This is a genomic window from Spirochaeta cellobiosiphila DSM 17781, from assembly GCF_000426705.1.
In the GTDB taxonomy this organism is placed as follows: domain Bacteria; phylum Spirochaetota; class Spirochaetia; order DSM-17781; family DSM-17781; genus Spirochaeta_E; species Spirochaeta_E cellobiosiphila.
In genome coordinates this window covers 471,977-488,401 of record NZ_KE384554.1, presented here as the reverse complement: position 1 = coordinate 488,401, position 16,425 = coordinate 471,977, and the positions used below count along the sequence as shown (strand labels likewise).

Here is a 16,425-nt window from a genome sequence, read left to right as displayed (position 1 = left end):
CAAAAGGAGGAGAAGTATGTTTTTTCCAAAAAAATTGACCTTTAAATATTTGCAGGATGGATACAAAAGCGGCAATTTGACTCCTGAATTGGTTGTAAAAGAAATCATGAAACGAGCAGCAAAGTATGCTGATTATAATGTTTGGATTACGAATCCTGATGTGGATAGTATGATGAAATATATTGAGGGACTTCCGGAAAAAGCCTCTGAAGAATACCCCTTATGGGGAATACCCTTTGCTATTAAAGACAATATAGATTTGAAAGGTATTCCCACAACCGCCGGATGTTCCGCCTACTCTTATGATCCGGTAGAACATGCGACGGTAGTAAAAAAATTAATCGCCATGGGAGCTATTCCCGTAGGTAAAACAAATCTGGATCAGTTTGCAACCGGATTAGTTGGAACAAGAAGTCCTTATGGTGAAGTCAGGAATGCCATTAATCCTGAATTGATCAGTGGCGGTTCTAGTTCCGGGTCTGCCGTAGTTGTGGCACTTGGAATGGCTGCCTTTTCATTGGGGACGGATACAGCCGGCTCAGGGCGTGTTCCTGCGGCGCTTAATAAATTGGTTGGGTATAAACCAGCATTGGGTGCATGGTCCACAAAGGGTGTGGTTCCTGCCTGTGCCAGTCTTGATTGTGTAACCGTAATGGCAAACTCATTGGATGATGCTGTTACAGTGGATACATATGCCAGAGGGGTTGATGAGGGCTGCTGTTGGTCGAAAGATTACGGTGAAAGATCAATTAAAAAACCGAAAAAAGTATTACTACCTAAGGAAGAACCGGAATTTTTCGGTGATTACCAAGAGGAATATCGTTCAGCATGGAGAAAGGCCCTTAATCGTATTAATAAAATGAACCTTAAGGTTGAATATATTGATTATAGTCCCTTTTCTCAAGCGGCGGCCATTTTGTATGATGGACCATGGGTAGCTGAGCGTTGGAAAGATCTTGGTGACTTTGTCCAGAAGAATCCTGAACAGCTTTTTCCCGTTACGGAACGGATTTTACGAAGCGGAAGTCAAGAAAAATATACGGCGGCTAAAGTTTTTGAAGCTATACATACACTCCAAGAATACAAGCATCAAGTGAAATCTATTCTTGATGAAAGTGTATTGATAATGCCTACCATAGGCGGAACGTTTACACGTCAACAGGTAAGGGAAAATCCTATAGAGACAAATAGTCAGCTGGGATTATATACAAATCATTGCAATCTCTTGGATTTGTGTGCTGTAAATGTGCCCGCCTGTGTTGGCGATCAGACTCCCTTTGGAATAACCATTTTTAGCTTGGCACAAAATGAAGGTATGATCATTTCTGCTGCAGAAGCCTTTGAAAAGACCGAAACCATTGATCTTGTCGTATGCGGTTTGCATAAACAGGGTTACCCTTTAGAATATCAGTTGTTAGAGTTAGGAGCAGAGTTTAAAGAGCATGCAATGACGGCGGCAAAATATAAATTGTATGAATTTAATACGGTTCCGAAAAAACCAGGAATCATAAAAGTTGGAAAAGGTGGTGGAAGTATTGCTGTTGATGTTTACAGCTTGCCCTTACACTGTTTCGGTGCCTTTATGAAACAAGTACCTGCTCCATTGTCTATTGGATCTGTTGAGATGAACGACGGGAGTGTGGTTGCTGGATTCCTGGGAGAAGTCTATGCTTCAGAGACAGGGGAAGATATGACTGCCAAAGGAATATATACTATTTAATCAAATGGATGCCATAGGCTGACATTGTGTCAAAGGGAGTGCTGATACAATGAAGAATAATCGAATAAGTATTACAGAATTAAGCAAAATAAAAGGGATTACGACTGAAACTCTTAGGCATTATGATAGAATTGGCCTTCTCAAGGCCAAATTAGTCGATCCGAAAACTAATTATAGGTACTACTCTTGTTCTCAATGTGAAGAAATCGGAACGATTTTGGAGTTGAGAAATCTTGGAATGTCCCTACCAGAAATAAAAGAATATATGGAGAATCGTGATCTTAAACGATCTTATCAGTTGCTTACAGAAAAAGAAAATGAGCTTAAAAAAGAGATTCGTGAAAAGAAACGATTATTAAAGACCATACAGGAAAAACTGGAATATATCGATAAGATCAATCATCCCGTGGAAGTCAATGAAGCACAGGTGAGACATTTGAAGAAACGCTTAGTGGTTACTTTAGGGGAATATACAGAGGGGCGGGATCCCTATCTATTCAATGTCATGAATTTGGAGCAGTATTTGAAAGATACTGCTCCTCTGTTTGCTAGTGATTTGGTATGTGGAATGATAAGTAAAGACTCTTTTTTTGATCCAAAGAGGGCAAGATTTAGCCGAATGCCTTATTTACCTGTTGAAAAGTGCAAAAGGCATATCAATAATATTTATGAAATACCAGAAGGTGATTACTTATGTGGTTTAGGTCATGGATCATTCCAATATAATTGTGATGCCTACCGATATATCAGGGATTGGCTTAAAAAAGAAGAGTATGAAATTATCGGTGATATCATTGAAATCAATATTATTGACATTTCCATAACGAGCATTGAGAAAGAAAGATGTTTTCTTTATCAAGTCCCTATTCGTACATTGTCAGAATCTTCTGGACAATCCTAGTCATTATTTCTAGTTACATTTCCTATTACATTACTCATGCCTTTCTTTATTTAAGTGTAAAGCTTACCAAATCTAGAGACTTAAACCTGTCTAAAAAAACAAAAAATAAGTGTTGACATTTGTGTAACACAAAGATGTATAAAAGATTAAGTGTAGCTTAAATTAGTTGATTATTTATTCAATATGGCCTGAGCTATGGAATTATTCTTCTTTTTTCGTATAGAGAGAAGCAGCTAGTTTCTATATGACAGAGTGTCTATACAAAGACATTTTGTATGGTTAATACTGGTTAAAGGGGGTATGGAAATGGAAGAGAATAACATGATTGAATTACTTAGAGTAACGAAGATGTTTGGTGATATGACAGCGGTTAATAACATTAGCCTTACGGTAAAAGAAGGAGAATTTCTTACCCTTCTTGGACCATCCGGATGCGGAAAGACAACAACACTTCGTATGCTTGCAGGGTTCGAAGATCCAAGTCTAGGAGAAATTATCATTGACGGTAAAAACTGTGAGACACTACCTCCAAATCATAGAGATGTTAATACGGTATTTCAAAATTATGCACTTTTTCCCCATTTGACAATTCGTGAAAACATCGCATTTGGACTTAAACAAAAAAAATTACCAAAAGATGTAATAGCAAAAAAAGTTGATCGAATGATTCAGATGATTAAACTCGAAGAGCATGTCAACAAAAAGCCTTCAAAGTTAAGTGGTGGTCAAAAACAAAGAGTAGCGATTGCCAGATCACTGGTTAATGAACCAAAAGTTCTATTGTTAGATGAACCCCTTGGTGCTCTTGATTTAAAACTTCGCAAGGACATGCAGTTAGAACTCAAACATCTGCAAAAAGAGCTGAGAATCACTTTTGTTTATGTTACCCATGATCAGGAAGAGGCTTTAACTATCTCTGACAGGATTGCCATTATGAATAAAGGCAATATAGAGCAAATTGGTAATGTTGTTGACATCTATGAAAAGCCAAGAACGAAATTCGCAGCGGACTTTATAGGGGAAACTAATCTACTGAAAGGTACTGTTCTAGAGAATAATGAAAACTATTCCGTTGTAGATTTTAACGGGGTGAAAATTGCTTCCAATATGAAAAAACGTTATTTAGTTGGGTCTGAGGTTTATGTATCCATTAGACCGGAAAATTTACGCTTTGCATCTAATATTGATAATCTTGAAAACTACAATGTTTTGGACGTTATTTATGATGAATCAATTTACGTCGGTAATATCCTAAGACATATGTTTCATACCAAAGATAATGTCCCAATTAAATTAAATTGTTTTACCCACGATAACCAAAGACCTCTTGATAAAGCTCAAATAAAAATATGCTGGAAGAAAGCCCATTGTATCTTCGTACATGATGAAAGTGGGGTGAATGGATGAAGGAAAATGAAAAAAATAAAAAACAATCCCTAGGCTCAATGCTTCTTACAATTGGTCCCATGGGATTGTGGACAACAATCTTCTTCCTGTTTCCTTTTATCTACATTCTTGTTGTTAGCTTTTCATCCAGAAATGAATTTGGAAATATTGTGTATGATTTTACCCTGAAAGCGTATCAGACACTCATTCGTCCGGTGTATATGACGGTTATTTACAGAACCATATTGATGGCTTTTGTTGTCACCTTTCTTGTTATATTGATTGCTTATCCTTATGCCTATATTGCTGCTAGAGCCGGTAAAAAAATTCAACAATTTATGTTGATGGGCATTATTATCCCATTTTGGACAAACGGATTACTACGGATATACGCAATAATGAATGTTTCATCGGCAAATGGAGTCATCAACAGTCTTCTAATGCACATAGGATTGATTACAGAGCCTTTGCAAATTTTGTACACACCATTTGCGGTCTATTTTGGATTGATTTACAGTTTGCTCCCCCTAATGGTTATGCCCTTGTATTCAAGTCTTCAAAAGATTGACTCGTCCATATTAGAAGCTGGAAGAGATCTTGGAGCCTCTTCTTTTCAGCTTTTTACACAGGTAATTTTCCCTTTAAGTCTGCCTGGGATTATGGGTGGTGTTGTCCTGGTTTTTGTCCCTTCTATGTTTAACTTTTATGTTCCCGATGCCCTTGGCGGAGGAAAAATGATGATTATTGGAAATGTTATTTCAAATCAATTTTCCATATCAAAAAACTGGCCTTTTGGATCAGCATTGGCAGTAGCCATTATGTTGTTTAGCTCACTGATCATTCTGTTGGATAACAAAGTGTCTAGTGTAAGACAGGAGGAAAACTAATGAAGGGAAATAAGCTGATTTCTATTTTTTATGTGGTTTGCTTTCTAGCTCTTCTTTACATACCAATTGTGACAATGGTTGTTTATTCCTTTAATAATTCGGAACTAGATATCGGATGGAGCGGATTTACTTTGAGGTGGTACCAAGAGCTGTTGACCCAGAGTGATGTGTTTAGGGCGTTTAAAAATACGATGATAGTTTCCTTTGTAAGTACGTTTATATCTGTATTACTAGGAGCTTTCGGAGCCATTGGATTTTATAAACATAATTTTAGATTTAAGAAATATTTGGATTCTTTCCTTTTCTTGCCAACCATTGTACCGGCCATGCTCCTTGGGGTATCCATGTTGGCACTTTATGATATTTTCGGGATTCCCCTTAGTAAGGTGACCATTATCATTGCCCATGTAACGTTTTGTACCCCCGTTACGTTTAATACAACGAAAGTTGCTTTATACGGGTTTGATAAATCTATAGAGGAAGCGGCTTATGATCTTGGGTGTAACCAGTTTCAAGTGATTACGAAGGTAATGTTACCTATCATTATGCCTGCCATGTTATCAGGAGGATTATTGGCTTTTACATTTTCCTTAGAAGATGTATTGACAACCTTTTTTGTGGCAGGTCCGAAAGACGGTACCCTTTCCATGTACATTTTTGGCCAGATGAAGATGGGAATCAAGCCAACACTAAATGCGTTGAGTAGCTTAATGATTGTTTCAACCGTATGTCTTGGAATAGCAGCACAGCTCTTACAGCGAAGAAGCAAGAAAGATTACTGATGAAATTTGAAGGAAGTTTTTCCATCAAGATAAATATTTAGAGAGCGAGGTTAATAGGATGAAGAAGTTAATGAGTTCAGTGATTATAGTAACGCTGATAATAAGTATTACCGCCTGTGAAGGTAAAAAAGCAAATAGCTCTCAGACAGCAGAAAATACAGCGTCTGAGAGTTCAAAAGAGCTGAATCTTTTAGCTTGGTCCGGATTTGACGACAGTGCGATTGAAAAATTGGAAGAACTGACAGGGTATACAATTAATTATACTCCCTTTTCAAGTCTTGAAGAAATGGAAACAAAAGTTATGTCAAACAGCACCCAATATGATGTGGCCATGAGTTCAGACTACATTATCGAAGCATTAGTGGCACAGGACGAGCTTGAAGAAATCGATACATCAAAATTGGATAATTATTCAAAAATCGGCACCGGATATCTAAGTCCTACCTATGATCCAGACGATAAATGGTCTGTCCCTTATTCAGGTGGTGGTATCGGGATATTAGTTAATCGTGATGTGATTAAAACTGAAATCAACAGCTATGCAGATCTTTGGAATGAGGAATTGAAAAATCAAATTGCCTACACAGCTGATGCAAGAATGGCTCTTTCCATTGCAAACCTTGTAAATGGAAATGACTTTAATGCCACCAAGGAAGATGAAATTCGTGCTGCCGGTGAGAAGCTATCTGAGTTGGTACCGAATATCAAGACCTTTACCTATTCAGGATACAAATTATTGTTAAGCGGTGAAGTCAATGTTCTTGTTACAGCAACTGGTGATGAATATAAAGCAGCAAAAGAAATGGACAACTGGGCGTTCATCAATCCAACTGAGGGGGAACATCGTTTCATTGATAGTTTTGTCATTCCTAAAGACGCTAACATGGATGGAGCTTATGCATTTATCAATGCAGTTATCAGCACTGAGTACCTGACAAGAAAAGGCGAGGATACAAACTGGGGTTATGGATATACAAACCTTGAAGTTGAAGATATGGCATTGAAATCAGGAATTTCTCAAGATCTGCTTGATATCTCTTATCCTGAGGAAGGTGTATATAAAACAGCAAAATATATGTCAAGAATTGGTGATGCTTCCTTGATTTATGATGAAGTATGGTCTGAAGTGAAATTAAATGCAGGCAACAAAATGTAATAAGAGCAAAGTTGCTGTTATTGAGAGGAAGAACAAAATGGATAGCAAGGCATTTTACAAAATGACATTCAGAACTGTTCTTCCCTTGATGATACAATCTTTGCTCTTAGCAAGTGTTAATTTTATAGGCCAGGCAATGGTCAGCCGACTTGGTGTAACAGAAGTGGCAGCTGTTGGGGTTGCAAATAAAATCTATTCCATTTATTTCCTTGTTTTATATGGAACTAGCTGTGCTTGTGTGATGTTTGTATCCCAATTTAAAGGGAAAAATGACATTGACGGTCTCAGAAGAACAATGGGTATGACTTTGAGTATTACGGTCGCACTCGGTGTGATCGTCACATTGGCTACGTGGTTGTTTCCAAGACAGTGTCTATCCCTCTTTAGCGATGATCAGAAGGTTATTGAGAATGGTGTAGCATATTTGAAAACTGTATCCTTATCATATTTATTATTGAGTTTCATTTACCCCATTAATTATATGCTAAGGGGCATTACCAAAGTTCAAATAGTAATGATTACGTCCGTTCTTTCTGTCATCGTTACAACGGTAATATCCTATATTTTTATTTTTGGTCATTTATCAATGCCGGCGTTAGGTGTTACAGGTGCGGCTCTGGCCACGGTTTTAACTAGAGCCGCAGAATTGATGGTATTGCTTATATATTTGAAAGCGAGTCGAAATCCGATTATGGAAAAACTACCAACTATGTTCAAATACACAAAGTTGGACTTTAAAAAATTTCTGTACAAAGCGGTTCCCTTAGCCGGAAACGAAATGTTCTGGGGAATCGGGACCACCTTGTATTTTGTGATTTATGGGAGAATGGGCACGGCACAGTTAGCTGCCATGAGTATCATGAACACGATACAAACATTGGAACAGACTTTTGCTCTTAGTCTTTCTGGAGCTGGAGCTGTTATTTTAGGTAATGAAATAGGAAAAGGGAATAAGGACGAATTGGCATTGCTTGCGGGCCGTTTTCATAAACTAGCTCTTATGGTGGGTGGAGTCGTGTCAATAGTTTTGTTTTTCCTTAGAGGATCAATTTTGGAACTGTATCAGCTTAAAGGAACGCTGACAGGTGAATACTTAAGCCAGTGTCTGCTAGCTATGAGCTGTTTTGTAATTATACATTGTTTTAATTCAATGAATGTCGAGGGGCTATTAAGAAGTGGTGGCGATGTTAAATTTGTATTGTTGATGGATGTGGGAGGAATTTGGCTCATTGGATTACCATTGACGTTTATTTTCGGAGAGGTTCTACATCTTCCGTTGATTGTTGTTTATCTCGTTTTCGTCATCGTTGAATTGTACAAATTGCCCTTGGGCATATATAGGTCCAGAACCATGAAATGGGCTCAGCAACTTTAGGAAAGAAGGATAACTTTATGAATATATTAAAAGGCAGTGCCTTATTGGTTATTGATTTGCAGGACGGAAATGATGAAGATGATATTCCTGTAATGGAAGGCAGCTCTACCTATCAAAATGCACCTAAAATCATAAGCTTTTTTAGGGAGCATGATTTACCAGTAATTCAGATAAGAGAGGTCCATCGTGCAGATCATGTGGATTTTGGTCGTGAACTAGATGGAACAGAGGGACTGCATTGTCTGGAGGGCACAAGATCGGTTGAATACCATCCTCTGACAAAGCCCGAAGGCAAGGATTATCTTGTATCAAAACGACGTTACAGTGCCTTTATCGGAACAGATTTAGATATTCTTTTAAGAGGTTTGAAAGCAGAATATCTATATCTTATTGGCGGATTAACAGATGTATGTGTTCATTTTACAGCTGTTGATGCCCATCAGTATGATTATCATTTTTATGTTGTTTCTGATTGTGTGACTGGATCAACATGGAAAGCTCATAATTATTCACTTAAAAATATGAAGTATCTACAGCGTGATTCGAACATTACAACGGCAGATATTTTGGAAGGGGAAGTTATCGATGCAAATACCAGAAAATAGTGCTCTATTACTTGTTGATGTGCAGGATTCCAAAAATCCTCCTGAAATATACAAAAGCGATGACCAAAGAAAATCCAGAGATTTTTATCATGAAAATGTGAAGAAAGTTACAGAATATTTCCGAGAAAAGGGAAACGTTCCTATTATACATGTTATAGAATTGCATCGTGATGATTTAGTGGATTTTGGTCGGGAATTGGATGGCTCCGAAAATATCCACTGTTTGGAAAAGGATAGCTTTTTCTGGGAACCAACAGCACCGATTGATGGGGAATATGTTATACAAAAACGTCGTTATAGTGCGTTTTTTGGTACGGATCTTGAGATTTTGTTACGTGGACTTCAAACAGAGCATTTGTTTATCTGTGGTGGTATGACTGATATTTGTGTCCACTATACAGCGGTCGAAGCTCATCAGATGGACTATCATATTCATGTTGTTAGAGAAGCATGCGGTACTCATAGTTCGGTGGAAGATGCGGAAGCTGTATTTGACAGCATTAATTATTTTCAGAGTAATTCTGTAATCTCTGTTCGGGACCTAGACTAAGAAGACATGATGGATAAAAAATCAATACTTGATTGGTTAGAAGAGCAAAGTGCGGATATCTTTAAGTTGAGTGACCAGTTATGGGATTTTCCTGAATTAAAATATCAGGAAAATTATGCCGTCGAACAGATCTGTCCCATATTGGAAGAAAATGGATTTATAGTTGAGCAGAATCTTGCAAATATTTCGACGGCTTTCAAGGGGACTTACGGAAGTGGTTACCCAGTTATTGGTATATTAGGTGAATATGATGCATTGGCAGGTATGAGTCAATTAGCTGGAAGCTTTGAGAAAAAAAAGGATCCGACCATGGAAAATGGTCATGGTTGTGGTCATAATCTTCTAGGTTCGGGATCATTACTTGCTGCCTTAGGAATTAAAAAATTCCTTGAGAATAATCCAAACTCAGGAACCGTCGTCTTTTTTGGCTGTCCCGCAGAGGAAGGGGGTGCAGGGAAGACGTTTATGGTTAAAGATGGTGTTTTCGATGATGTGGATATAGCATTGTCATGGCATCCATCAGATTATAATGCAGTATCCAGTGGAACGTCTCTGGCCAATATGCAGATTCTATATAAATTTTACGGAACCAGTGCACATGCTGCAGCAGTTCCGCATCTTGGAAGAAGTGCCTTGGATGCCGTTGAACTAATGAATGTTGGCTGTAATTATTTACGAGAACATGTTGTATCCAATGCGCGTATTCATTATGCGATTACAGATAGTGGTGGGAACATGCCCGGGATTGTTCAACCTTATGCAGAAGTACTGTATCTAATTCGAGCACCAAAGCTAAAAGATGTTCGGGACATAAAAAAGCGATTGGATAAGATAGCCGACGGTGCTGCACTTATGACAGAAACTCTGTGTGAAAAAGTATTTGTTAAAGCGACTTCTAACATCATTCCAAATGACTTTTTAGGACAATTACTATTTGAGAAAATGCAGCAAATTCCTTTTGGAGAAATTACAGAACAAGAGTTGAATGAAGGAATACAATGGCAGAAGTCCATGAAAGAAATGGTCAATTCATTAGAGGGCGTTGTCGAACGGGCTGATTCCAAAGATAAGGCTTGGATCCGGGAGAAGTATGGATTGCCCGTTAATGATTTCATTATTCCCTTTACACCAAATAATATTTGTCAGGCTTATTCTACAGATGTGGGTGATGTATCTTGGATTTGTCCTACTGGTCAGATTGCTGGTTTGACATGGATTGCTAATTCCATGGAACATACTTGGCAGGTGGTTGCACAAGGAAAAAGTACTTTGGCACATAAGGGTATTATCTATGCTGCTAAAGTTCTTGCCATGACTGGTATATCTTTGATTGAAAATCACAAATTGGTTGATTATGCTAAAGCAGAACTAAAGGAACGTTGTCAAGACGAGAAGTATATATCACCAATCCCTTAGTGATTTACTTGTACTGTCAATAATGGAAGCAGCTGACTTAAGCTGCCTCCTCCTTTAATAAGAGAGAATAGGAATCTAGCGAAAATTCTAATGAAGATAGAAGAGGCGAGGTCAGCATATAAGTTAGAAGTAATGGTAAGTATCTTGATCTCATGTTTGCCTCTTATAAATAAAATCATTGCTGTCCGGTTTAAATATTATCAAGAGCTAATTCCATCTAAAAAAAACTGTATCAAAATTGTCGCCGATCTACTAGAAAAATTGGGTTTAGTAAGTCGTATGGCTTTACTTGAAATTATTGAAGATAGGCATAAAAGAAAACCTATTATCATTGTATCACAGATGACTGTTTGATCATGGCACGACATAATTGGTAGACCTACTATAGTAGATGATGCTATTCTGGATCGTCTTGTTTACAATTCTTTTAGAATTGAGCTTAAAGGAAAGTCTTATAAAAAGAAAAACAAACTTGAAGATTGACTATAAATGATAGGCATTACTATCCGTTTTTACAGGAATATGCACTTTCTTTCAGGTTTGAACTCGGGACGTTATGGCCTTTACTTAGAGTATATTGCATTGATATAATGCAAAAAAAATAGGCGGTATATATGAGAAAAATAATAGTATTATTATTAGTAATTTCAGCAGTACTCTTGACTAGTTGTCTGAGTGTAGATGTTGATAAGGTTTATGAACAAGAAAAGTTGGCGATGGTGAAAAGTTGGAATTTAGCTTTTCAATATGATAACATAACGATTGAAGAGAAGTCTGGAACAGATGAAAAGAAAGTCACAGAAGGTCAATCAAAAAATGATGTAAAGTTTTTCAACGATTTGTATTATGCACTTAAAGACTCAGGACAAATTAAAATAGCAAAATCTGGAAATGAAGCTAACATATTAATTAATATTACTAGAAAATATGGTGATTCAGATTTAGGTATGACATGTGATGTTTTATTCACAGATAAAGAAGGACTTGAATTAGGTAGAATGTCTTTCTTATCAAAAAATGTTCATTTACTTCATAAAGGGCAGAACGAATTTGTTAAATATGTCGCAGACCAGTTGATTGATAAGTTGTCAGAATCCTCTGCACTATAGGATTTATAAATAGTTTAAGCAGTTAGGCAAAAGTTTAGTAAATACTCTAACTGCTTTCTTGGAAGATAAAAGCCATTTTTGACTGTAATCCTCCTATTAAAAGTCGAAGTATGTAGATAATTAAAATAAAATATGAATGTAGATTCAAGTACGGATGTTCTTGAACAAAGCAGATGACTATTTTCCCTATTCACTATGAAATATTTTATTTGGTGTATTTTGACTTTCCGGCTTAAAACTTACTAAGTTTTCGCTATCCATCGATACGTTGGTATTCACATTTTTCTTACGTAAATTCATACAAGCAATTTCCTTATCTTTAATCGAAGTTCCTGACTTTTCTATTGTATTGTCAATGTCATCCCAAAACGAATTCCATATCCGCATTGACAACTAAACCACATAACTTTCTCCAATTCGATTCATAAGGATGTGAGCACCCATAATGGCTATATACTCAGCTTTGAACTTGCATCAACAACCATTTTCTATCCCAGTTATAATAATCCCCATAAACATATAGAGTATCAAAGAAATTCCATACATAAATACCCATATTAACTTCTTAGATTTAAGATACCTTAGGACGCCAAAAACTATACCAACAACACTAGCAATAGGAATGAGTAATGCTAAATATGCCCCATTAGGCCACATATCTGAAGTAAAGAGCTCCCACATCCAATATATAGCCATTAAAGCAGGATAATAGAATACTTTGAGATAGTGATCCTCCTTTAATAGGAGAGAATAGGAATCTAGCGAAAATTCTAATGAAGATAGAAGATGCGAGGTCAGCATATAAGTTAGAAGTATAGTTACTGGTGTTACAAGTAATAGTAAGTATCTTGATCTCATGTTTGCCTCTTATCAATAAAATGCTAATCAAAATTACGACTTTTAATAGTTCAATTTTAATCTTATCTCTACTCTATTTCCTTATGCATTGAAAGTGAGAAAATATAAGTGAAGTAGGTACGGAATTAGTATCATCTAATATTTCTTCCCTTTATATCAAAGAACTCAGGATAGATTATATAAATACTTTTCTTGGGCATATCACTAAGAATCCCCTTGAATGCTAAGTCCTTTTGCCTGTTATCTTAAAAGCCTACCCTGATTTTATCATATCAGGGGGTAGGCTAGGAATCACCTAATTTATTCTGGCTTTGTGAATCTCTTGAGTGCTTCTTCCGAAGTTGGTGTAAAAAAGTTAATCAAGTTACCATCGGGATCTTTAAATAAAATGGAACGGTTACCCCAGGGCATGGTAGTTGGCTCCATAACAAATGTGTTCACAATTTTTCTTAATTGATCAAAAGTTTTGTCAACATCTTCAACAAAGAATTCAATAATCGTTGAGTTGTTGTTTGCTGCATGGATTCCCTCACTACCAAATGCCTTAATGGTACGAGTACTAGCTATCGCTATTGTACATGAGGGTATTTTCAACTCAGCAAAGTCCTCCGTATAACGTATAGCAGTCAAATTTGTAATTTGCTCATAGAATTGAACAAGATTAGCAACATTATTTGTGATGAGGCGAATAGATACAAAATTCATTATTATTTCTCCTTATACTCATTTCAATGACGTGAATCTGATAGAGAGAATAACACTTCCACAACCTTGCTTTTGTCAATTTCTGTCAGCAGTCTTAGAAATCAATAATAGAAGGATAAATATGAGAGTCCATTTGCCACTCTTTCAAAAGGTCCTCCCGATCCTTTGGGTACTTTGATTGGTTACAATAACATTTGGAGATTCTGTCTAATCGAAAACTACGGTAAGCTTTTCTTAATTCACACCATGCTGCAACAATCTGACACGATTCCATAAACCCCATTAAGAAGGGCCATATAGTTCTTTCTGATATATTTTTTGCCTCATCACAATAGGCAATGGTAATCTTCTGGCGGTTACGGATCGATATACGGATCGTCTCCATGATCCTATCCGCCTCAACGGAATGTTTCTTTTCTCCGATCCAGAGAGCGGAGGTATCAAATTCTCGTTTTAGATCACGTGGTAGAACATTGCTTATTTTGGCAATCGCATTTTTAGCCGATTGGGCAAGCTTTTGATCGACAGTGGCATCCACCCATCGTGAACCAAGGAGAAGAGCCTCAAGCTCATCGTTGGAGAACATAAGGGGAGGAATAGTGAACCCTGGCTTTAGAAGAAAACCAATGCCGGCTTCACCATCTATCTGGGCTCCTTGGTTTTTGAGGGTGGCAATATCCCTATAAACCGTTCTAAGACTGACCCCCAATTCCTCTGCAAGTTCTTCTCCTGAGGTGGCAAATTTGTTACGTCTCAAGATCTGAATGAGTTCCAGCAGTCGTTCTGTTCTAGTCATACTTGATCTTCCATAATCAGAATTTCTCCTACAGTTGAATTTTACCGACTCTAGTATACCAAATATGGTGAGGTTAAGAGACGCTATTATCATTTGGATCATTTTAACTCAACAAAAGTAGTTACAGATAGTGGTTGAGGTTCGGTATGGATTTAGAGCATTATTATTAATGTGGATCCTATTCAGTATGGTAAAAATCTATTGAAAGCTATTAAGGATGGGCTTAGTCACACTAAAAAAGGGTATTTATGGAGAAATAGGAGCTGGAGGAACCCTTATACCAAGTTACGCTTTGTGTATCAATTTCGCCAGCACCAGTTGACCTTTCTGTTTTGTTTAAAAAAGTGGTTATATCTTTTTTGAAGAAATAGGTAATAGTTTTAAAACCTTTTTTACAAGTAGTTCCAATAATGAAGATCCAGACATTAAAGGGGAAGCAAATTGAATATAGAAATGATATTAACCATTGTGATAATGTTAGTTTTTTATTTTATACATATATATCTGATAAAATCAGCTGTGAAGTTGATTAATATTTGGGCTAAGAATAATAATTACATAATAGACAAAATAGAGTATAGATATTTATGGAAGGGCCCCTTTTTTAGTGGTGTTATCACCTCTTTTGTCTTTAAAATTTCGATATCGACAAAGTATAAGAAAAAAACTGATGCATGGGTAAGAGTAGGCGGAAATTATATGGGTATGATATTTTCCAAGAAAATAAACATTATATTTGAATGATTGAAAATCTGAACTTGAATATATTACTTTTAATAGGGTGGATATTCTGGCCATGACAGCCTACTTGCTTCTTTGGCTATCATAACTATCCAGATCTGTGTCATGAAGGCATATCGACTTGTTCCAAGAAAAATTTTCACCTAGTCACAAAATAAATACCTCTATTAAATACGATGATATAATTTCATGTTCACTAGCCTTTGTCATGGTTACAGCAGAAGGAATATAGCCAGAGTGATTACGTTTGACATGGAGTTTAATTCCACCTTTCTTTTTCTAAAGGAGTCCCAGGAGCACATTCTAGCATCAATATTGTAGAAAGGATTCTTGAAGCGAAACTTACGTCTTTTGACTCTCTACTTTCATTCTATTTCTGTCTTCTCATTGTAGATATGAGTCTTACCCCATTCGTGTAATGAATCCAATACAGGTAATAATGTTCTTCCAAAGTCAGTCAAACTGTATTCCGTTCTGGGAGGAACCACTGGATAAACCTCACGTGAAATCAATCTGGAAGCTTCAAGTTCCCGAAGTTGTTGAGTCAACATTTTAGGTACTAAGTATTAGAACGAATATGTGATAGAGTGACATGATCATTTTCAAGCTTAAAAAAAAGAACTTTCCGAAGGAGAACAGACCATGTCATTTATAACAATTGATTCAGAAAACTGCACTCACTGTGGCGCCTGTGTAAAGGATTGTCCTGTTGGTATTATTAGGCAGGACAAAGGACAATTACCCTATGGAGTAGAAGCCGATAAAGACAGCTGTATCTTATGCGGACACTGTGTAGCAATATGTTCAAAGGGCTCTTTTGAACATTCTATGTTGGCTCCGGATGAGTTTAAGCCCGTATATGACCTTCCTCTTGATTCAAAATCTATCGGTCATTTTCTAAGTTCCAGAAGATCCGTTAGAATCTTTAAGAAATCCCCTGTACCAAAAGAGCAAATTGAACAACTCCTGGAAGTTGCACGAAGGGCTCCTACTGCCTCAAATTCTCAACAGGTGAGTTGGAATATCATAGCAGATGCTGATCGGCTTGAGCGAATTAGGACATTAACCCTTGATTGGATTTCAAAAGCAAGACGACTTTCCATTTATACTAAAATGGAAGAACAAGGCAGGGATGTCGTTTTACGTGGGGGACCTAATTTGGTGGTTGCTTATAGTCCTGAAGAATACACTTGGGCCCAAGGGGATTGTGCTATCGCACTAACATATATGGAACTCCATGCTTCTTCCATGGACCTGGGAGCGTGCTGGGCTGGATTGGTTACCTCAGCAAGTAAATCTGATCCTAAGCTAAGAGATGTCTTGGGCGTACCTGAAGGATACATCGTAGGCGGTGCTTTAATATTAGGACCTACCAATCAAAAATATTATAAGATACCACCCCGGAAAGTAGGAACGGTAAGCTGGTTGTAAAGGCTAT

18 protein-coding genes are annotated in these 16,425 nt (G+C 37.1%); 14 read left to right on the top strand and 4 right to left on the bottom strand.

Annotated elements, in window-relative coordinates; genetic code table 11:
- The first annotated feature begins 16 nt into the window (after window positions 1-16).
- From K345_RS0109065 to K345_RS0109010, 13 genes are all read left to right on the top strand, one after another.
- Window positions 17-1,720 (top strand): allophanate hydrolase, encoded by a 1,704-nt coding sequence (locus K345_RS0109065; RefSeq protein ID WP_028973889.1) that lies wholly within the window; start codon window positions 17-19, stop codon window positions 1,718-1,720.
- A 49-nt stretch (window positions 1,721-1,769) separates the two neighbouring features.
- Window positions 1,770-2,621 carry a MerR family transcriptional regulator gene (locus K345_RS0109060; protein ID WP_028973888.1) on the top strand — a complete coding sequence of 284 codons (852 nt, stop codon included), beginning with the start codon at window positions 1,770-1,772 and terminating at the stop codon, window positions 2,619-2,621.
- A gap of 306 nt (window positions 2,622-2,927) precedes the next feature.
- Complete coding sequence (locus tag K345_RS20445) at window positions 2,928-4,028, top strand: ABC transporter ATP-binding protein (protein WP_053228179.1); 1,101 nt, start codon at window positions 2,928-2,930, stop codon at window positions 4,026-4,028.
- Window positions 4,025-4,894: an ABC transporter permease gene (locus K345_RS20440; RefSeq protein ID WP_037571677.1), complete on the top strand. Its 870-nt coding sequence runs from the start codon at window positions 4,025-4,027 to the stop codon at window positions 4,892-4,894. The genes K345_RS20445 and K345_RS20440 overlap by 4 nt, the downstream gene beginning before the upstream one ends.
- Window positions 4,894-5,676, top strand: a complete 783-nt coding sequence (locus tag K345_RS0109045) for an ABC transporter permease (protein ID WP_028973887.1) — start codon at window positions 4,894-4,896, stop codon at window positions 5,674-5,676. Before K345_RS20440 ends, K345_RS0109045 begins: the two co-directional genes overlap by 1 nt.
- Window positions 5,677-5,734: 58 nt before the next feature.
- Window positions 5,735-6,832 carry an ABC transporter substrate-binding protein gene (locus K345_RS0109040; RefSeq protein ID WP_083963697.1) on the top strand — a complete coding sequence of 366 codons (1,098 nt, stop codon included), beginning with the start codon at window positions 5,735-5,737 and terminating at the stop codon, window positions 6,830-6,832.
- A 37-nt stretch (window positions 6,833-6,869) separates the two neighbouring features.
- Window positions 6,870-8,207: an MATE family efflux transporter gene (locus K345_RS0109035; protein WP_169714791.1), complete on the top strand. Its 1,338-nt coding sequence runs from the start codon at window positions 6,870-6,872 to the stop codon at window positions 8,205-8,207.
- 17 nt (window positions 8,208-8,224) lie between these two features.
- Complete coding sequence (locus tag K345_RS0109030; protein ID WP_028973884.1) at window positions 8,225-8,812, top strand: cysteine hydrolase family protein; 588 nt, start codon at window positions 8,225-8,227, stop codon at window positions 8,810-8,812.
- The gene (locus K345_RS0109025; protein WP_028973883.1) at window positions 8,793-9,362 is read left to right on the top strand and encodes a cysteine hydrolase family protein; all 570 of its coding nucleotides are present in this window, start codon (window positions 8,793-8,795) and stop codon (window positions 9,360-9,362) included. The genes K345_RS0109030 and K345_RS0109025 overlap by 20 nt, the downstream gene beginning before the upstream one ends.
- A 9-nt stretch (window positions 9,363-9,371) precedes the next feature.
- Window positions 9,372-10,778 carry an amidohydrolase gene (locus tag K345_RS0109020; protein ID WP_028973882.1) on the top strand — a complete coding sequence of 469 codons (1,407 nt, stop codon included), beginning with the start codon at window positions 9,372-9,374 and terminating at the stop codon, window positions 10,776-10,778.
- 90 nt (window positions 10,779-10,868) lie between these two features.
- On the top strand, window positions 10,869-11,132 hold the full coding sequence (locus tag K345_RS0109015; RefSeq protein WP_028973881.1) for a hypothetical protein: 264 nt from the start codon (window positions 10,869-10,871) through the stop codon (window positions 11,130-11,132).
- Between the two features lie 12 nt (window positions 11,133-11,144).
- Window positions 11,145-11,261 (top strand): ATP-binding protein, encoded by a 117-nt coding sequence (locus K345_RS23860; RefSeq protein WP_425423291.1) that lies wholly within the window; start codon window positions 11,145-11,147, stop codon window positions 11,259-11,261.
- A 131-nt stretch (window positions 11,262-11,392) separates the two neighbouring features.
- A complete protein-coding gene (locus tag K345_RS0109010; RefSeq protein WP_028973880.1) occupies window positions 11,393-11,887 on the top strand; it encodes a hypothetical protein in 495 nt (164 codons plus the stop codon).
- A 474-nt stretch (window positions 11,888-12,361) separates the two neighbouring features.
- On the opposite strand, the gene K345_RS23465 is transcribed toward K345_RS0109010, so the two are convergent.
- The 4 genes from K345_RS23465 to K345_RS20430 form a co-directional block, all read right to left on the bottom strand.
- Window positions 12,362-12,745, bottom strand: a complete 384-nt coding sequence (locus K345_RS23465) for a hypothetical protein (RefSeq protein ID WP_028973878.1) — start codon at window positions 12,743-12,745, stop codon at window positions 12,362-12,364.
- Window positions 12,746-13,045: 300 nt separating this feature from the next.
- A complete protein-coding gene (locus K345_RS0108995) occupies window positions 13,046-13,450 on the bottom strand; it encodes a VOC family protein (protein WP_028973877.1) in 405 nt (134 codons plus the stop codon).
- A gap of 94 nt (window positions 13,451-13,544) precedes the next feature.
- A complete protein-coding gene (locus K345_RS20435; protein ID WP_037571672.1) occupies window positions 13,545-14,246 on the bottom strand; it encodes a helix-turn-helix transcriptional regulator in 702 nt (233 codons plus the stop codon).
- Window positions 14,247-15,352: 1,106 nt separating this feature from the next.
- Window positions 15,353-15,538, bottom strand: coding sequence for a winged helix-turn-helix transcriptional regulator (locus tag K345_RS20430; protein ID WP_053228177.1), 186 nt, complete (start codon window positions 15,536-15,538; stop codon window positions 15,353-15,355).
- 91 nt (window positions 15,539-15,629) lie between these two features.
- Here K345_RS20430 and K345_RS0108975 point away from each other — a divergent pair, with 91 nt between their 5' ends.
- Window positions 15,630-16,418, top strand: coding sequence for a nitroreductase family protein (locus tag K345_RS0108975; protein WP_028973875.1), 789 nt, complete (start codon window positions 15,630-15,632; stop codon window positions 16,416-16,418).
- The last annotated feature ends 7 nt before the right edge of the window (window positions 16,419-16,425 follow it).